This is a genomic window from Sporosarcina limicola, assembly GCF_014873855.1.
In the GTDB taxonomy this organism is placed as follows: Bacteria; Bacillota; Bacilli; order Bacillales_A; family Planococcaceae; genus Sporosarcina; species Sporosarcina limicola.
Window position 1 is genome coordinate 1 of sequence record NZ_JADBEL010000016.1, and the last position, 18,114, is coordinate 18,114.

General features: G+C 42.2%; 12 protein-coding genes. 4 read left to right on the forward strand and 8 right to left on the reverse strand.

Annotated features, from left to right (window positions below):
- Positions 1-102 precede the first annotated feature (102 nt).
- Complete coding sequence (locus H4683_RS13590; protein ID WP_192599369.1) at positions 103-1,068, reverse strand: nuclease-related domain-containing protein; 966 nt, start codon at positions 1,066-1,068, stop codon at positions 103-105.
- Positions 1,069-1,183: 115 nt separating this feature from the next.
- Between H4683_RS13590 and H4683_RS13595 the strand changes: the two genes are divergently transcribed.
- Positions 1,184-1,699 (forward strand): hypothetical protein, encoded by a 516-nt coding sequence (locus H4683_RS13595; RefSeq protein WP_192599370.1) that lies wholly within the window; start codon positions 1,184-1,186, stop codon positions 1,697-1,699.
- Between the two features lie 19 nt (positions 1,700-1,718).
- On the opposite strand, the gene H4683_RS13600 is transcribed toward H4683_RS13595, so the two are convergent.
- The 7 genes from H4683_RS13600 to H4683_RS13630 all read right to left on the reverse strand — a co-directional run bounded on the left by H4683_RS13600 (position 1,719) and on the right by H4683_RS13630 (position 13,026).
- Entirely contained in the window at positions 1,719-3,014 is a 1,296-nt protein-coding gene (locus tag H4683_RS13600) for a polysaccharide deacetylase family protein (RefSeq protein ID WP_192599371.1), read from the reverse strand.
- Between the two features lie 99 nt (positions 3,015-3,113).
- Positions 3,114-3,731 carry a 3'-5' exonuclease gene (locus H4683_RS13605; RefSeq protein ID WP_192599372.1) on the reverse strand — a complete coding sequence of 206 codons (618 nt, stop codon included), beginning with the start codon at positions 3,729-3,731 and terminating at the stop codon, positions 3,114-3,116.
- Between the two features lie 201 nt (positions 3,732-3,932).
- Positions 3,933-8,990: a S8 family serine peptidase gene (locus H4683_RS13610; protein WP_192599373.1), complete on the reverse strand. Its 5,058-nt coding sequence runs from the start codon at positions 8,988-8,990 to the stop codon at positions 3,933-3,935.
- A gap of 225 nt (positions 8,991-9,215) precedes the next feature.
- Positions 9,216-10,514: an HlyD family secretion protein gene (locus H4683_RS13615; protein WP_192599374.1), complete on the reverse strand. Its 1,299-nt coding sequence runs from the start codon at positions 10,512-10,514 to the stop codon at positions 9,216-9,218.
- Entirely contained in the window at positions 10,507-11,202 is a 696-nt protein-coding gene (locus tag H4683_RS13620; RefSeq protein ID WP_192599375.1) for a hypothetical protein, read from the reverse strand. The genes H4683_RS13615 and H4683_RS13620 overlap by 8 nt, the downstream gene beginning before the upstream one ends.
- A 796-nt stretch (positions 11,203-11,998) precedes the next feature.
- Positions 11,999-12,451, reverse strand: a complete 453-nt coding sequence (locus H4683_RS13625; RefSeq protein ID WP_192599376.1) for a transcriptional regulator — start codon at positions 12,449-12,451, stop codon at positions 11,999-12,001.
- Positions 12,452-12,663: 212 nt separating this feature from the next.
- A complete protein-coding gene (locus H4683_RS13630; RefSeq protein ID WP_192599377.1) occupies positions 12,664-13,026 on the reverse strand; it encodes a hypothetical protein in 363 nt (120 codons plus the stop codon).
- A 188-nt stretch (positions 13,027-13,214) separates the two neighbouring features.
- On the opposite strand from H4683_RS13630, the gene H4683_RS13635 reads away from it, so the two are divergent.
- The 3 genes from H4683_RS13635 (at position 13,215) to H4683_RS13645 (ending at position 18,049) form a co-directional block, all read left to right on the forward strand.
- Positions 13,215-13,652: a helix-turn-helix domain-containing protein gene (locus H4683_RS13635; protein ID WP_192599378.1), complete on the forward strand. Its 438-nt coding sequence runs from the start codon at positions 13,215-13,217 to the stop codon at positions 13,650-13,652.
- 78 nt (positions 13,653-13,730) lie between these two features.
- Positions 13,731-15,311, forward strand: a complete 1,581-nt coding sequence (locus H4683_RS13640; protein ID WP_192599379.1) for a hypothetical protein — start codon at positions 13,731-13,733, stop codon at positions 15,309-15,311.
- Positions 15,308-18,049 (forward strand): DEAD/DEAH box helicase, encoded by a 2,742-nt coding sequence (locus H4683_RS13645; RefSeq protein ID WP_192599380.1) that lies wholly within the window; start codon positions 15,308-15,310, stop codon positions 18,047-18,049. The genes H4683_RS13640 and H4683_RS13645 overlap by 4 nt, the downstream gene beginning before the upstream one ends.
- The last annotated feature ends 65 nt before the right edge of the window (positions 18,050-18,114 follow it).

Genomic DNA, 18,114 nt, shown 5'->3' on the forward strand with positions numbered 1-18,114 from the left:
GAGGACACCCTTGCCTTCTGCTAACAGTTCCTACTGCCAAGCCTGTAGTGGACTTTCACCACCTAGCGATTACCCATGCCGGGCACACAACAAAAAAACGCTTCAAATGTCATGAAGCGTTTCATTCTCTATGATTATTTTAGGATTCATTACATAGTAGCTCCCTCTCCCCTTGCCTTTTGGCGAAAGATTCGGGTGATTGAGGAGTCTTTTGGCAACCTGTTGGTTGGGCAGGAGGGCGAAACTTCTGAATTGTTGGTTACTTATTTTGTTATCAATCAGGCAGAGCCAGTCGGATAGGATGTCGGTTTGCCATCTTGTTTCCGTATGGCCACATCTTGGACAATTCCACTTTTTCTTGACCCAAAGCATGTTGTAATGTCCACAAACGTTACAGATGACACCTGATAGAATATCGATTTGAGCGATGTCTAGATTTTTTATCATCGGGAATGGATTGTATTCTAGGTGGTTGTTTTTTAGTTCAATTGCTAATTTACGGATTTTGTGTTTGTCGAGATTTTTATTTTTGATGACTAGTTTTCTGAGATAACTTGGAACTTCATAGGCAAACATGATTTCAGTTTCCGGGATTACTTCTACAGAAAGTTCGTTATAATATGCGAAAACAACCATTCCGATAATTGGCATATCGATATTTCGCTGTTTCAGCCAGTTTGTTAGATGGAACTTTTTTCGGTCGAGTTCGATGATGGGATTCTTGATTACTTTCCTCTCTCCTGACGGCAACACTTTAATGAATTGTGTAGGGTCGGCTGTGACGATGATTTTACCAGCGATGTTTTTAACTTCAAAAATGTTGATGGATTCGGGTGTGATAAGGATAGAATCCATTTGAAAATAGATTCCATCGTGTTTTAAGCAGACATCATGCAAGATTGCGTGTGGGTACGGCGGTCGGAATTCAAGCATTTGTTTGTCAAAGTGTTTTTCACCACCGAATCCAGCTTTTCTGTTTTTGTAATCTTCAATGATTCTTGATGATTTTTCGTGCCTTGGATGTAGACGTCGAATCAGGGCATAATAGCCGGTTATTTTCTTGGGCATGGATCGTTGTTTGTAGATAATTTTTATCACCTCGTAGATAGGTTATCAGAGTAATGAAGAAGTTAATATAGTTTTTGGCAAACCCGAATTGTGTATGGCTGAAATGGGGGTAAATTTGAATTTTGCGATTGAAAAATTGATTTCTTTGGGGGAGATTGGTCGCTTCGATGGAGGAATCAGTCGCTTCGATGGGGGAATTGGTCGCTTCGATGGGGATTGGTCGCTTCGATGGGGATTGGTCGCTTCGATGGGGGAATCAGTCGCTTCGATGGAGAGATTGGTCGCTTCGGTGGTGGGATCAGTCGCTTCGATGGGGGAATCAGTCGCTTCGATGGAGAGATTGGTCGCTTCGGTGGTGGGATCAGTCGCTTCGATGGGGGAATCAGTCGCTTCGATGGAGAGATTGGTCGCTTCGGTGGTGGGATCAGTCGCTTCGATGGGGGAATTGGTCGCTTCGTTGGGGGAATCAGTCGCTTCGATGGAAAGATTGGTCGCTTCGGTGGTGGGATCAGTCGCTTCGATGGAGGAATTGGTCGCTCCGATGGGGGAATTGGTCTCTTCAATGGGTGAATCAGTCGCTTCGGTGGTGGGATCAGTCGCTTCGATGGGAGTGCAAAAAAAAACGCCCTAGATGGGCGGTTTTTTTTAGTTTAGAGTGATCCATCGTGTAAGAAGTTTTGGATGATATGATTTTTAGGTTCGTATGTTTGGATGGTGTAGCCTTCTTTTTGGAGCCACTCGATAATTTGCGGGAGGGCTTTGGCTGTTTGGCTTCGATCGTGCATTAGTATGATGATATTGCGGTCACCGTATTTGTATGCTTTTTCGACGCCTGAACGGACGTTTTTGACAATTTGACTGGCTTGTTTATCCGTGTATTTCCAATCATTGGAGTCAACGTCCCAGTCCCACATTTTATAGCCGAATTTGTTGAGCTGTTTTAGCATGGCGGGCGTGATGTGTGGCGCGCTGCCATATGGGACGCGAAGCAATTTGGCATCGTTGCCGGTCATTTTTTTTATGAGCATTGTTCCTTCGTTCATTTCATCAATAAATGATTGCGATGATTTATATACTTTCTTGTGGTTATGCGTCATGCTATGTGTGCCGATGTAGTGGCCATCTTCTGCAACCGTGGATACGATTTTTTCGTTGTTTTTCATATGTTTTCCGAGGAAGAAGAATGTTCCTTGGACATTATACTTTTTTAGTGTGGCATTGTTGGCGGTTGTGAATTTATTAGGTCCATCATCGAATGTCAAGTAGACAATCGCTTTCCTAGCGGGAACTGGTTTATGTGGTTTATGTGTTTTGCTGGGTATTTGTTTTTTATCCAACGACTTTTGGATGTGCTTGATGTAATCGGCAACGTTCATATGGTCGTAGTCATTATTGTAGATGCGAAGCGTTTTTAATTCTTTGATGTATTCTATTTCGAATCCAATTTCGCGTGCGATGAATTTCACACTGATGAAGAGTGTCCCTTCAATATCGACGATTGGGGACCAGTCAATTTCAGTGCCGTCTTGTGTTGTTACTTTCGTTTCGTGATTATATGTGATTTCAGTACCACGTTTTCGGATATACGTGATGCCATCCGTTTCTTCGTGTGGGATGTAAAGCGATTTGGCGATTTCCACTAGAGGTACTTTTGTATCGCCGTCAATAACACGTACGTCTTTAATTGGAAGTAGACGATCGTGGAGTCCAACAAAACGATCCTGAGTTTCCCCTGTTGCTTCCGGTGCTTCCGTTGTTTCCGGTGTTTCGGTTGTTTCGGTTGTTTCCATTGCTTCGGTTGCTTCCGTTGTTTCCGTTGTTTCCGTTGCTTCCGTTGCTTCCGTTGCTTCCGTTGCTTCCGTTGCTTCCGTTGCTTCGGTTGTCAGCATGCTGGAAATGATGCTGATGAGTAATGCAAAACAGATTGTGAAGACACTTTTTTTCATTGTAAATCGCCCCATTTCCATTCTGTAAATCCGATGTCCTCATTATAACAAAAAGCCGCCAATCACTATAGATAACATAGCCGTTTATGCGCGGGAAATTTAAAGATGTCTCTGCATGCAATATTGGTAAATCGCAGCTGTCGCGATACAGTCGCCAATCGCATCGTGGGCATCATGTTCGAGTTGAAGAAATTTGGTTAGTGTTGTCAGTTTATGGTTCGGTGTTTCGGTAATTATTTTCCGTGCAAGTTGGACTGTATCGATGACGGTATATTGTGGAATACTGATGTCTTCAATGTTGTCGAGTGCATAAAGAAATCCCATATCGAATGAAGCGTTGTGAGCAATGATTGGAAAATCATCGATAAAGTTAAGTAATTCTTCGATTTTGTCTTCAATACTAGGTGCCGTTTCGACCATCTCATTTGTAATACCCGTGAGTCGTGTGATGGATGCTTGTATATGGCATTTCGGATTGACAAATGTATTGAACAGGTCTGTCTGTTCGTGATTGACAAATTTAATGGCACCAATTTGAATAATCCGATCCGCTCCAGCCCGAAATCCGGTTGTTTCAAAATCGAGTACCACGTAGTCTTTTACCGGTTCGGATGATGTTTTATACTTCTTTTCCCTGGTTGCTGCTCTGGCTCCCACGTTTTGTGGCTGCAATGTTTGGTTGAGCAAATTACGTACTTTCACATTCAAGTCTGTCATCGATGCACTTCCTTTTTGAATAAGTTCCCCTATATATACTATATATACTATTGTATACCCTTAACTACAAGGCATACCCCTCTGCTGAATGGAAAAATAGGAAATTCCCGAAATGGAAGAATCGGGAATTCCCTTATCATTTAGTCGATAACACTATCTGCACCATTTACAATGATATCAAGGATGCTTTTTGTTGTTCATTTAATCTGTGATATATGTGTCTACTTGTGGCTGTATTTCCCCTTCTTCCTTTGTTTCTGTTGCTACAACTGTTACATAAACTGTGGCTGTGAATTCCTGGTGTGTTATTGTAATGAATGTTTTGCCAGGTCCTACCGCTGAGACTAGCCCTTTTTTCAGTTTGACGACTTTGTTGTGCGCAAGTTTGAATTCGGAATCTGCTGTGATGTCTTTTTTACTGATTTGGCCGTCTGGTTTTGTTGTTATTTCAGTTACGGTTAGTTGCTCTTGGTCACCGACTTTAAGTGTAAGGCTTTCTTTGTCGATGGAATACGTTACGACGTCTTTTGGAATTTCTGTCACTTCAATGTAGACAAGGGTTGCGTCTTGTCCTGAAATATTGACACGTGCTTGTGTTTTACCCGCTGCTTTTGCTGTGACAAGACCTTTTTGAACTGACGCGATGTCATTATTGACGACTCTGAAATTTGTTGTCGCCGTGATGTCTTTTTTACTGATTTGACCGTCTGGTTTTGTTGTTATTTCAGTTACAGTTAGTTGCTCTTGGTCACCGACTTTGAGTGCAAGCCTTTCTTTGTCGATAGAATACGTTACGACGTCTTTTGGAATTTCTGTCACTTCAATGTAGACAAGGGTTGCGTCTTGTCCTGAAATATTGACACGTGCTTGTGTTTTACCCACTGCTTTTGCTGTGACGAGGCCTTTTTGAACTGACGCGATGTCATTATTGACGACTCTAAAATTTGTTGTCGCTGTGATGTCTTTTTTACTGATTTGGCCGTTTGGTTTTGTTGTTATTTCGGTGACGGTTAGTTGCTCTTGTTCACCGACTTTAAGTGCTAGCCTTTCTTTGTCGATGGAATACGTTACGACGTCTTTTAGAATTTCTGTCACTTCAATGTAGACAAGGGTTGCGTCTTGTCCTGAAATATTGACACGCGCTTGTGTTTTACCCACTGCTTTTGCTGTGACGAGGCCTTTTTGAACTGATGCGATGTCATTATTGACGACTCTGAAATTTGTTGTCGCTGTGATGTCTTTTTTACTGATTTGGCCGCTTGGTTTTGTTGTTATTTCGGTGACGGTTAGTTGCTCTTGTTCACCGACTTTAAGTGCTAGCCTTTCTTTGTCGATGGAATACGTTACGACGTCTTTTGGAATTTCTATTACTTCAAGGTAGACAAATACTGTTTCTCCGTTTGGACTCGTGACGCGTACTTGCGTTTTACCGACCGCCTTTGCTGTGATGAGACCTTTTTGAGCTGTCGCAACTTGGTTATTAACGACGCTATACTTTCCTTTTGCTGTCACATCTTTATTCACAATTTGTCCATCGGGTTTCATCGTTGTTTCAGTAACGATGAGTTGTTCTTGCTGACCAACGCCGAGGGTTAAGCTCGTTTTATTCACTGAATAGGAGACGATGTCTTGCGGAGCAGTTATTACTTCAAGGTCAACAAACATTGTCTCTCCGTTTGGAATCGTGACGCGTATTTGCGTTTTACCGACCGTCTTTGCTGTGACGAGGCCTTTTTGAGCTGTCGCAACTTGGGTGTTAACGACGCTATACTTTCCTTTTGCTGTCACATCTTTATTCACAATTTGTCCATCGGGTTTCATCGTTGTTTCAGTAATGATGAGTTGTTCTTGCTGGCCAATTCCGAGGGTTAAGCTCGTTTTATTCATAGAATAAGTGATGACATCTTGGCCAACTTTCGTCACTTTTACTGTGATAATCTGCGTGAAGTCCTTGTAGCTAGCTGTTACTTTGGTTTCCCCTGCACCGACTGCTGTGACCTTACCCTTTTTGACTGTAGCAATTGTTTCATCGGTACTTTGGAATACAACTTCTGCCGTGACGTCTTTTTCTTGTTTCGTTCCGTCCGATTTTGTTGTCGTTTCAGTTACTGTTAGTTGTTCTGCGTCACCGATTTGCAGTGCAAGATTGTCTTTATTAACAGAATACTGAACGGTATGCCCATCACCAACTAGCATATGTTCCGCCGCATTGCCTGCAGCGTCGACATATTTCACTTTGACAGTATCCGTTGCGAGATTCAACGTGCCTACGTCAAATGAAAAGGATCCGTCTTGCGCAAGTTTCACGGCTCCTGATGATTTTACAACACTGTTTTCTGACACTTCGAATGTTGCCTTCAATTTCGTATTGATGTCATAATCCATCCCGTATTTCACAAGTTCTTCCTGGTAGTCAACATATTTGTCAATGATTTTACCTGTTGCTGTCTTTCCTACAATTGTTCCTTCGATTGTACCTGCTTTTGATTTCACAACGATTGGGCCAACATAGTCTCCGATGATGGGTGGATTGCCGGAAACTGGTTTTCCATTAAAATCGAATGTGTAGAGCCCATCAGGAATGGTTGTCGGTTGAGCACCGTTTGTCCAAGGACGGTACTGACCTTTCACAGCCAATGTGTATGTTCCTTTGCCAAGCGATGTACCTGCATGCAAGTAGCCAATATAGCCATCAGCGAATTCCCCGCCTTCTGGATCCATAATATTCCAGATTTCAAGGAAGTTCCTCTCTAAATCATCAGTCACCGTAAATGTAATCAACGCTTCATCTTTCACACCGTCGCCATTGAAGGAGAGGTCTGTTTCCGTAATGGTGAAGTCTTTGATTTGGGCTGCCGCCGCTCCGCCAAAATCGGCTGCGAATGGCAATGAAATCTCATTGCTCGCACCTTCGATGTGAATATAGCCAAGAAGTTCATCCCCGATGTTCACTGTTGCTTTCTTCGATGCCGTCAATGTGACATTCAACAATTGTTCCCCAGCCAATGTGAAGGATGGTTTGTCAATTGTCAGTTTTGCATCAGAATATCCTTTTGTGACAGTAACAGATACATCGAATTTCCCACCTTTACCTTTTAGGTCTTTTACAAGAATCTGTTTTGTGACAGAGAGATCTTCTGCCAGTGATTGAGGACCGAATGTGACCGTCCCTTTGAGATTTTTCACTTGAGTCCCGTCGTTATTTGCCGTGTCGATGGCATAAGCCAGAGCATTCGGGTGTGCAGCCGAGTATGCATCTACACGTCCGGCTCCCTGTGAGAAGACGTCGTATTTTGTTGGTTCGAGAATTTTTGCTGTGTTAGAAAGTGCGACCTTCACGTCAAACGCGTTCCAATTGGGATTTGCTTGTTTAACGAGTGCCGCGATTCCTGCGATATGCGGTGTTGCCATGGAAGTCCCTGTTTTTCGATCATATGCTTCATCATATACTGCATCTGGGAAATCTGCTTTGTACATTGGCATCGTTGATATGATATTGGTTCCAGGTGCGGCAACATCAGGTTTGATGTCGGAGTTCGGAGTGGATGGACCACGTGAACTTGAGTCGTTGACATCATCGCCCAGTGTCGTTGTTGACGCAAAATCACCAAATAAGATTTTGCCACCACTGTTTTTAAGTGCCGCGCGGATTGCATCGCCGTCTGTTTGCGACAAATCGAATGTCGGAATAAAGGCGAATGAGTCGCCAAGAAATGTCCCAGATTCAGCCGGCGCATTCGTTCCGCTGGCGAAGTTGTGGATTATTGCCGCTGCTGCTCCGTTCTCTTTGGCGAATGCGATCTTATCAGCAAACGTAAGATCCCCACGTGAGATGAGCGCAACTTTGCCATGGACATCAATGCCAGTGTAATCTGTCGCTTTACCTACTCCGGGAACTGCGACGATATCGAACTCGCCTGAGAGTTGTGTTGCAAGACTTTTACCGAAAGTCGTTCCCATCAGGTTCAGTTGTTTGGAAAGATTATAGTTACCTACTGTGACGTTTGCTTTCCCGTTGTATTTCGTTTCAGGATTTGTGGTGTTCCCGACTGCAATTCCAAGTCGTGCTGTCGATGGCGTTCCCATCGTTCCGCGTTTTGGACCTGAGTTGCCTGTTGCAATGACTGAAATTGTACCTGCAAGCATGGCATTGTTGATGGCAAATGATCCTCCATCTGTTTCGGAGTTAACTCCACCACCGAGCGATAGGTTAATGACATCCATCTTTTCTTGGACTGCCGTATCAATTGCTTTGATGATGCCTGAAGTCGCTCCACTACCATATGCTCCAAGTACCCGATAAGCGTAGAGGTCCACTTTCGGTGCGATTCCTTTGATGCCGTATTTATTGGCACCGATTGCCGCAATCGTCCCTGCTACATGAGTGCCGTGGGAAGTATAGAATGCATTTCCTTTTTCATTGAATTCCGGGCGATTCGCTGGACGGTCCTTTGGGGATGTCTCGGATGGATCATTGTCCGCGCGTGAACGAGCATAATCGTTGCCCGTGTGAGGGACAAAGTTTTTCCCGCCTTTATAAATACCTGCGAATTCCGGGTGATTTTTGTCGATTCCGGTATCAATGACAGCTACTTTGATGCCTTGTCCTTCGTAGCCTTCTTTCCAAAGCTTGTCGATTCCGAGGAATGAAATGCTGGTGTTCATGGCCGCCTCGATGTCATCCTTCTTAATCAGTTCGGATGATGCCTTTGATTTTGAATCTTCCGATGCGTATACGGTTTTGTCAGGTTCGACCAATGTAACGCCTGAAATGTCGAGTAGTTTCTTAATGTCATCCGCTTTGACAGTTGCTGCAAAGCCATTTAACACTGTTTCGAATGTGTAACCTGCTTTAAAGTCGATATTTTTTACTGTCATCTCTTTTTTTGACATAGCTTGTTGCGCTTTCACTTTCGCCTTGACTTTTGTCTCTTCGGCAGCAGTGAATTTTTGACCAGCAAGCTCTTTCAAGCCCTGTTCAAGCGCTACAGATTTCTCGGATAAATGTACGATAACCGCTACCTCTTGATTACCCGAGATATTTTGTAGTTCTTCATGGAGTCTCGCACCGCCGTCTAACAAATCCAGTTGTTCTGCGATGGCCGCTTTTTGCTGCAAGATGCTTTCATTCTGATTGTTCTGCTTAAATGACTTTGCCGCTTCTGCGTTTGTCGATGCCACCATCGGCGTCAGTAATGAAAGGACCATTGTGAAAGCGAGGATTACACTGAAAAATTTAGTGAATTTATTCTGCTTCAATTTCCATTTCCCCTTTGCTTTTTATTTGCACTCGTGTAAATTGTGCGGTAGGTAGAACATATTGCAGGGTACTTGGAAATAGACCATTAATCATCCAACTTTTTTTCATAAGGCATTCATTATTCTGAAAATAATTTAGAACAATAGTATACAACCAATAGAAATCTAGTCCTGTAGATTCAGATTAAGCATAGAAAAAACCCCGCAAATGCAGGGCTTCGAATTTTATTTGACCAACAAATATTTCGCATAGTTTTTCCAGCCGAATGTTTTCCATTCACTCTTTTTTGGTATGTCCGCAGGGAACGGCAGGAAAATTTCTGGTGCATAATCATACACATAAAGCGTAGGTTCATAGAGGGCGACACTGCCGAGTTGGAGACCTTTCGTTACGACTGCACGTTTTTCCCAAGAGAAAGATGTCACGATTTCAACTTTTTCGGCACGGCCTTTAGGATTGATAAACCATATGTCAGCAGTTCCTTCTTTTAAATTATGGAGCCATTCTTCCTTCACCGAAGGAGTATCCATCGCTTTGTTAACGATGATATCCACGCTTATGTTTGTTCCGAAAGGTGTCGTTTCCAAACTGGAATCCGGTACTATTCGGACTTCATAATAAGCAAGCGAATTTTTAATTTTCGCGGTGTCTAGTGATTTATATGTTTCGAGCCATTTATTCTCGACTGCTGGCACAGGAGAAACCGATTGAACCGTACCTTTTAATACTTTTGTAATTCCTTTTATTTGAATGATTGCCGGATCGCCGATTTTAATCTTATTCCATTCGTCATTCTTTGCATAAGTAACGATCACTTGTTGGGAACTGAAAATATCTACTGCTAGTCTAGAACCACGACGTGTCACTTCAGATACAAAACCTTCAACTGGGCTTAGAAGTGCTGGATGCAATGGGTTTTCTGTCAATTGCATTTCAATAACGGTAATTTGACGCTCAATATCTGCAAGTTCCTGATCAGCAGCTGCAATTGCCTGTGCAAATGTTCCCTCTTGTTTCACATCCACTTGAACATTGACGTTTAACCCGACTTTCACTTTTGTATCATCTGTGTTTTTTGTAGCGTTATCGGTACGGTTTACATTTGACGAGCTTTTTGACTGCGCTTTTCGCCGTTCAAATTTGAGATTGACAATCGTTCGTTTCAAGGAAGACTGTTGTTGTAAAAATGCTTCACGTTCAGCTTCCCATACAGCACGTTGCCCTTCCGTCTGTTTGATTTGTAACAAAGCGATTTTATCACCCATCTTGACCTGGTCGCCCTCTTTAATAAGCCAAGTATCTATTGTATCTTCATCGTCAATATAGACGGTATTAATTTCCTCTGGCGCAATAAATCCCTGTTTAACGATTTTTTCACTATAGTTAGCATTCGTCATACGTTCGTAACGGTCGACATATACTGATTTAGGAATAACACTTTTGGACGAAAATAAAAGATAGAGATTCCCCGTCAAAAACAAACTAATTACAATGGCGATGGCGATATTCAGTGCCTTATTCAATGCCGACACCTCCTCCAACAATGAAGTCAAATAATCTTTCTATTGGAATGAACCCGATAGCTGCTGTAATTAATGCCATTGCTATATGAATGCCAAGTAATAGCCAGAGAATGTCCTTCCTTTCAACCGAATCTGTTGAAGAGCGGATGAATCTATATTGAAGCAAGATTATAAGTACTGTTGTCAAAGTCAATTGATTTAGAAAAAGGACAAGGTACCAGTTATCTAGGTACGTAATTGCAAGCGGACCGAATGAAAGAAATGATACGTTTGCCGTCTCTCCTTTCATTACAAAAACGAAGAAGATAATTGCTTTTTCGAGTAATAAGATGCCCGTCATCAGCAATTGCAATGGCAATACTTTTTTGAATGGAATTGCAGTCAATAGGCTGAGAAGATAAGCAATGCCAAAGAAATGAAATGACATATAAACAAGCGACCAAATGAGTGCACCTACAAGCGATGTGAACCGTGCAATTGCATAATCTGCAGTCGTCATCGACGAAAGGAGTGCTGTGATTGACTCTGTGTTCATTCCCCAAATTTCACGGATAGAAAATAGAAGTATTCCGAAAAAAAAGACAAAAAGAATGCGTTTTTTGAAGCCACGCATCGTCGAAGTTTGAAGTTGATTCGCCAATTGATGGGTATTCGTCAGAAAGTGCCAAAACTTAAAATCAAAAAACAATAGGTTCATCCCCTTCTATTATCCATGGGTGAATTTATAGTGGTCTATTAAACCATTAGTATTTACTTTAGCAAAGACTGTGAGATTTGCAATATTAAAAGACAAAAAAATAGCGAGTTAATTTATAACATACCTCATATAGTGTAGTAGAAATAGACTCATTATTGTTTAAGAAACAAGCTTTTTGTATATCCTTAAACAAAAGACCAATCTTCGGGATACGATAGGCAACTTATTTCCCGGGAAATCGACAAAGGAGCGGATTAGTGTGAATGAAAACGAAAGTTATGGATTAACGTGGCAGGATATTCTATTTGGTTTGACAGGTTCTACGATTTTCGTGATTGGTTTGCACTTTTTCACTGGAGTGTAAGGCAACTTGATTGCAGGGGATTGGTCGCTTGGGGCATTGGATTGGTCGTTTGCGCGCGGGATTGGTCGCTTGGGGCATTAGATTGGTCGCTTGCGCGCGGGATTAGTCGCTTGGGGCATTAGATTGGTCGCTTGCGCGCGGGATTGGTCGCTTGAGGCATTAGATTGGTCGCTTGCGCGCGGGATTGGTCGCTTGGGGCATTAGATTGGTCGCTTGCGCGCGGGATTGGTCGCTTGGGGCATTAGATTGGTCGTTTGCGCGCGGGATTGGTCGCTTGGGGCATTAGATTGGTCGTTTGCGTGCGGGATTGGTCGCTTGGGGCATTAGATTGGTCGCTTGCGCGCGGGAAATACATAATTTCAGCAAATTAAAAACACCCACCGTTAAACGATTAACGACAGGTGTTTTGTTATGTGCCTCTTTTCATTTTTGTTGCAGTCCTTCCATTAATTCATTGAACAAAAGTATGTTATTCGTTTCGAGCGCATAATCGATCATTCGCAATCTATTAGCAGCTTCAAATTGTCTGATGATTTCTATAGCTTCTGGTATCTCCACCTCTGTGCTTGTGCCTGCATTTGTATTTACTACCCTTTCGATAATGGTTCTCAAGTACATTGGAAGATCTGAGATGATAAGCAATTGATAGAGCGGAAATCGAATAAACCGATTACCCCGCTGGAAAACAAATATTTCTCCTGAATTTTCGACTTGCAAGCTCTTCATATTAATGATAATTTCTTTCCCTTCTGATGGGATGAATTGAAACACTTCTCCCCTTTTGAAAATAGAGAAATATTGATAGGCAAATACTAGACGAAGACGAAAGTCTTCTTGACTCGTGTAAAATGGTGTTATGCGCTGTATTGATAGCATCTTACCCCCTCCATTATCTAATACTCTGGTTATCATCATTATATCACAAACCTGACTTTTCTGTGAACGATGTTATCCGAATTATTAACACCCTATTTATCTATATAAATTGAATTTAAGTTTTACATTTTTATTGATTCAACATATGCTTGTTTGACGCGTTTGTTTCAACTATTCAAGTATAAATCTTTCGTTCAACTTATATATTCTATTTAGTTTGCGGATTTAGGGTTCTCCTTTTGGGGCCTCTCCATAAGAAACGACATATTTTCTGGTGCAAAATCTATTTGTAGCGAAGATAACAATTCGTATAAACCACGGTGAACATCCCCAGATGAATCCCTCTTCTTCTTAAACGTAATCTTGTTATCGTCAAAGTCTAGCGCTACAAACTGGAATTGCATGGCTCCAAAAGAAACTGTGCTAAGATAAAGTTTGTTTTCCTCCAAAACGTAAATGGCATTACTTCTCTGCTTGGTTACTTGGCAAGACACCTCTGTAATTTTTTCTTGAAAACCTTTCTTTTTATGAAACTGTTCCTCTAATTTAGGTATATATAAAACAAACTCCTCCAATCCACACTCCTCCTCTCGTTATCATAAATAATTTGCTTAAATACAGTTAAATATATCTACTATTTTGACAATAATAGTCGTTTTTTTCATTTAAACCAACATATTATTAATTTTTTATAACATTTTGTTGGTTTCTATATAAACAACTTTTTATTTCTATACGGTTATGAAAAAAGAGGGATGCCATTATGCATTTTGGAAAACAATTCAAAGAATATAGAGAAGAATACTTACGGATGAAACAACTAGAAGCTGCACTTGAACTGAACATCGAACCGGCTGCATTGTCCAACTATGAAAGAAATGAACGGGGCTTCCCAAATGATCTACTCCCTATCGTGAAAGAAACATTTGATATTCCTAATGATTATTTCCTTGCGATGGTACTCGGAGATCCATTAAAATCTGTGAGAAATCCGGAAGTGTCGCAGCCAATTAAAGCTTTAGAAGTGAAAGAACGTTATATGGATAGTTTTATCGATCGACATCGGCAATTATTTGAAGACAGCGCCGAACTAAGGGAATTTGTCACACTGGCTTCCACTTTAACTGAAAAAGACAGGAGAATCTTCCTTAATTCCAATAAATCGCTCTTAACTTTGATTCACAAACATTCTCGAGAATAGGAATTAGATTAATAATATTTACGGACACTGTCTAAAAGCGTTATAATAGAAGGAATGCTTTTCTGAGGGAGTGATCCGATGCAAATGACTGTTGAACGTATTTCCTACTTGCACGAAAGTGAAATAGATATTTTTATGAATACTATTAAACATGCCCTTCAACCCGGGATTGACACCGAAGCTTTGGAGGTACGACGTGCTGTGACGCTAATCAGAAATGGCTCTGTTGGCCCTTACAGGTTTGATACCTCTGATGATGCTGTCTTGGTGACTCTTCTTGGAGTGGAATCTGAACATGTACGTCTGTCTTTTGATCGGATTGCTACAAACTGTACTTGTGGCTCAGATACGTGGTGTTCACATCGTTTAGCCGTCGTTTTTCATCTTTATTCCCAGTTCCATTCATTGACGGATTGGCTTCATGAATGGCGACGAACTGATGCACAGAAAATGATGCTGTCCATATCCGAACGAACGCCTAAAGCATGGATTAACGTGCTATCACGTTTAACCCTACCACTTCGATCAATCAGTTTGACGGAAAATCCTGGGGTGTTCATCCACGAATCATCATTGATTGATCAGAAAGTGGTTCCACTTTCCCCCTTCGAATGGGAGTGGAAACCTCTTTTTGAACTTTATTATCGATTGCATATATTGGATGCTGGATGGACTTATGTAAGTGGACATCTTGGTGGCGACACAAAATCCTTTTTTCACGGGAAATGGTATGTGCAAAACTGGCTTGTTGAACAACTAGATAAACTTCGTGACAGCGTTACTGCCATTGGAGCGAAGCCAAAACTATTTGAAGCAGATGCTTTCCATGAACATATCAAAGACCTCGTCCGAACATTTTCACTTCACAATTCCGAACTCTTCGACGAAAGATTTAGTGTCTATCGTCTTTTTTGGCAACATCTTTTCCCGATGGACGCAGCTTGGAATGATGAATTAGCAATTCTTGCAAATGAAAAGTCTGAGGAAGCCCATATTTTTATCGCATTTTTCAGCTTGTTACAAGGAAAACACGACCAATTATCAAAACTAGTTGACAATGTATCAGCAGATAATGTGGCTACATGGCTCCCACTCGCACATCTTGCGGAAAGTTATGAAGAAACCGAAACACTCGCTATCATCATGAAAGCACTGTTACCTTTTATCGGTGATTATCTAAAACAAGATGTCCCTCTCGCAAATCGTCCATTTTTCGTGCGTGATATCGATGGGTTACTTGAAGCGGCCGATTTTTCAGAGGAAGCCCGTGAAAGTATGTTTGCGTATTACGGTGAGTCCGGTGTTGACGTCTATGCAGATTTTCTAGTCGAACGAGAACGTTTCACTGAATGGGCGGCACTTATGCATAGATATGGCGTTTCTTATGAAGAAGCTGAAGAGGGAGGGCTAAAGGTCGCACTGTCTACAGAACCGACTGCTGTCATGCCCCTTCTCCACACGTATGCAATGCATTTTATAAAAGAAAAAAATCGGCACAGTTATCGACGTGCTGTCAAACTATTCAAGAAAATGAAAATCGGTTCAAAAAAAAGTGGGAAAACCGACTTTTGGAATCAGTACATTGATGCAGTGCGTGAAAAAAACCGTCGGCTCCGCGCATTGATGGAAGAAATGGAGAAAGGAAATCTGAACTTATGAACGGAACATTCACGTTGAACCGCCTTTTCCGATTAGCTATCCGATTTCAGGATGAAGGAACATTTTCCATTTCCGCTAAGGATACTAGGGGATACACTGTAAATCCAGATGAACTGGTCTCTTTCTTGTTTTTCAACAATGAACGAGCTTTGTATGGTCTCCATACAAACACTGAGGGTGAAGAAGTCCACTTACGTGCAGATCAGCTCATGCAAGCTTTTTCCATTATACACCCCTATGTTTCATTTGAAGGGCTCTCCAAAGATGATGAGATGCATCTGTCTTCCATTCACGAGGCAGCTCATGCCTGGATGAATCCTGAATTATGGAATTACGCGGAAGCTGACGGAGCTTTTATCCGCTTTGACAATGAGAAAACAGGTATTTCGGAAGATGCAGCCGCTATAATTAGCTATGCTGTACGCGACAAGCTCACCCATTCGACCATCCATCCCGATCAACTTTCTGCGTTGTTGCCCCATTTGCGGAACTATGGATGGCCCGGCGAATCGGTTTCAACTATGCCAATTCGAGTTGCTTTTCGTCTAACAGAACCGGAATTTGAATCCGACACTGAATGGCTTCTTGAATCGGTTATCGTTGGTGAACGGGGTGCCCATTGGACGCCTGCTACGCGAAGAATACACGCAGATGCCCAAGATGCACTTCCAGCAAAGTGGAAACCGTATGCAGGTGAAATTGTAAAGAGGCAATCCGAAATGGCTTCATTCCTCAGCTCAATCGATGTCGTCCCTGGTGAAAGTTTCCTTTCAACACCCATGTCAGATCCCGAAGTACGTGGATTTATCAAAGATGACCTCCCAATGTTACAGTCTTTCGGCTATCCCGTTATCTTGCCGTCTTGGCTAAAATCAGTGACAGAATCAAAAATGCGAATTCAGACGAATGCCGGCATCCAATCGTATAAATCCGCAACCGGTTTGGATGAAGTATTATCATTCGATTGGAATTTTTCACTTGCTGGCAATGACATAGACCCCAATGCTTTCCGTAAACTTGTTGATGAAAACCGAGAGTATATCCGCTCTGGCGATGAGTGGTTTCATATCGATCCATTGTGGTTGAAGAAGATTCGTAATCTAATGGACCGAGCCGACGCAGGAGAGTGGACAGTTAAAGATCTTCTTTTCCAAGATATGCCTGAAGAGATTGTTCCTCTGGAAATGGACGACGAAATAGATGATCCCCTTTTTGCTTTCACCATGCAGAAATCTCTTCGAAGCTATATGGAGATGCTATCCGATAAAAAAGGACTTCCCCCTGCTGGCATTCCTACGGATTTGCAGGCAGAGCTCCGACCTTACCAGGTGGATGGCTATAACTGGCTCATCTTCATGCGTGAAAATCACTTCGGTGCATGCCTGGCTGATGATATGGGCCTTGGTAAGACAGTACAACTCATCGCCTATCTGCTGAACATCCATGCAAGAGTGGAAACGGATTCCCCTTCACTTATCGTCTGCCCGACGAGTGTTCTCGGAAATTGGCAAAAAGAGATTGAACGGTTTGCTCCGTCCCTTTCCGTCTATACGCATTATGGACCAACGCGGACTAAAGACGAGGGTTTCAAGGAACTCATCGGCCAACTGAAACCCGACGTCATCCTAACGACGTACGGTACCGCTTCACAGGACGGGGATATGCTTGCGGAAACCGTATTTGCGAGCATTACACTTGATGAAGCCCAAAACATTAAAAACATGCAAACAAAGCAGTCACGCATCATTCGGAAGCTTCATGGCAAGCACCACATCGCACTAACCGGAACACCAATTGAGAATCGGTTATCTGAACTTTGGGCGATTTTCGATTTCATCCACAAAGGATATTTTGCAAGTTTTAAGAAGTTCACAGATCACTTCATTATTCCTATTGAACGTGATGATTCCGAAGCAGACAAGCAGAAATTGCGAGCAAAAATTCGACCATTCTTACTGCGTCGTACAAAGAGTGATCCCGATTTACAGCTGAATCTACCGAAAAAACTTGAACAAAATGAATACTGTCCTTTAACAACTGAGCAAGCCGCATTATATGAAAGCTTTCTAGAAGAAACAAAATTCAAGTTGCAAACATTGACGGGTTTTGAAAAGAAAGGGCTTATCTTGAAAATGCTTAGCAGATTAAAACAACTATGTAACCATCCTGCGCTGTTTTTGAAAGAGCCGCATGCACCGGCAGAACAAATGCTAGCAAGATCCGACAAGCTCGATCGAATCGTATCAATGGCTGCAGATATTGCGGCGAATAAGGAACAATGCCTCATCTTCACACAATACATCGGCATGGGTCAGCTAATTCGTCAATGTTTATCAGAACTACATGGCATTGACGTACCATTCTTGACAGGAAGCATGCCGAAAGGGCAACGTGATCGTCTCGTTGAAGCATTTCAGGAAGGAGAGTTCCCGATTTTCATCCTTTCATTAAAAGCGGGAGGTACTGGTTTGAACTTAACGGGTGCAAACCATGTTCTGCACGCTGATCGCTGGTGGAATCCGGCAGTTGAAAATCAGGCGACCGACCGAGCATACCGTATTGGCCAGACACGATTCGTTCACGTCCATAAGTTCGTTACCATTGGGACAATTGAAGAAAAAATCGATAAGATGTTGAAGGAGAAAGCTACACTATCTGCGGATCTTATCCAATCGAGTCAGTGGTTATCTGAATTATCTGACACGGAACTGGATAATCTGCTGTCATTTACTAGTTAAATACTTGATTTCAAGTATTTGAAGACCTCAGAGTTACATTAGCTCTGGGGATTTTTTTCTTTCCT

Coding starts and splice junctions, on each gene's coding strand:
- H4683_RS13625 (WP_192599376.1), bottom strand. CDS start 12,451: ATGCTATCAATACAGCGCATAACACCATTTTACACGAGTCAAGAAGAC.
- H4683_RS13590 (WP_192599369.1), bottom strand. CDS start 1,068: ATGCCCAAGAAAATAACCGGCTATTATGCCCTGATTCGACGTCTACAT.
- H4683_RS13605 (WP_192599372.1), bottom strand. CDS start 3,731: ATGACAGACTTGAATGTGAAAGTACGTAATTTGCTCAACCAAACATTG.
- H4683_RS13640 (WP_192599379.1), top strand. CDS start 13,731: ATGCAAATGACTGTTGAACGTATTTCCTACTTGCACGAAAGTGAAATA.
- H4683_RS13600 (WP_192599371.1), bottom strand. CDS start 3,014: ATGAAAAAAAGTGTCTTCACAATCTGTTTTGCATTACTCATCAGCATC.
- H4683_RS13635 (WP_192599378.1), top strand. CDS start 13,215: ATGCATTTTGGAAAACAATTCAAAGAATATAGAGAAGAATACTTACGG.
- H4683_RS13645 (WP_192599380.1), top strand. CDS start 15,308: ATGAACGGAACATTCACGTTGAACCGCCTTTTCCGATTAGCTATCCGA.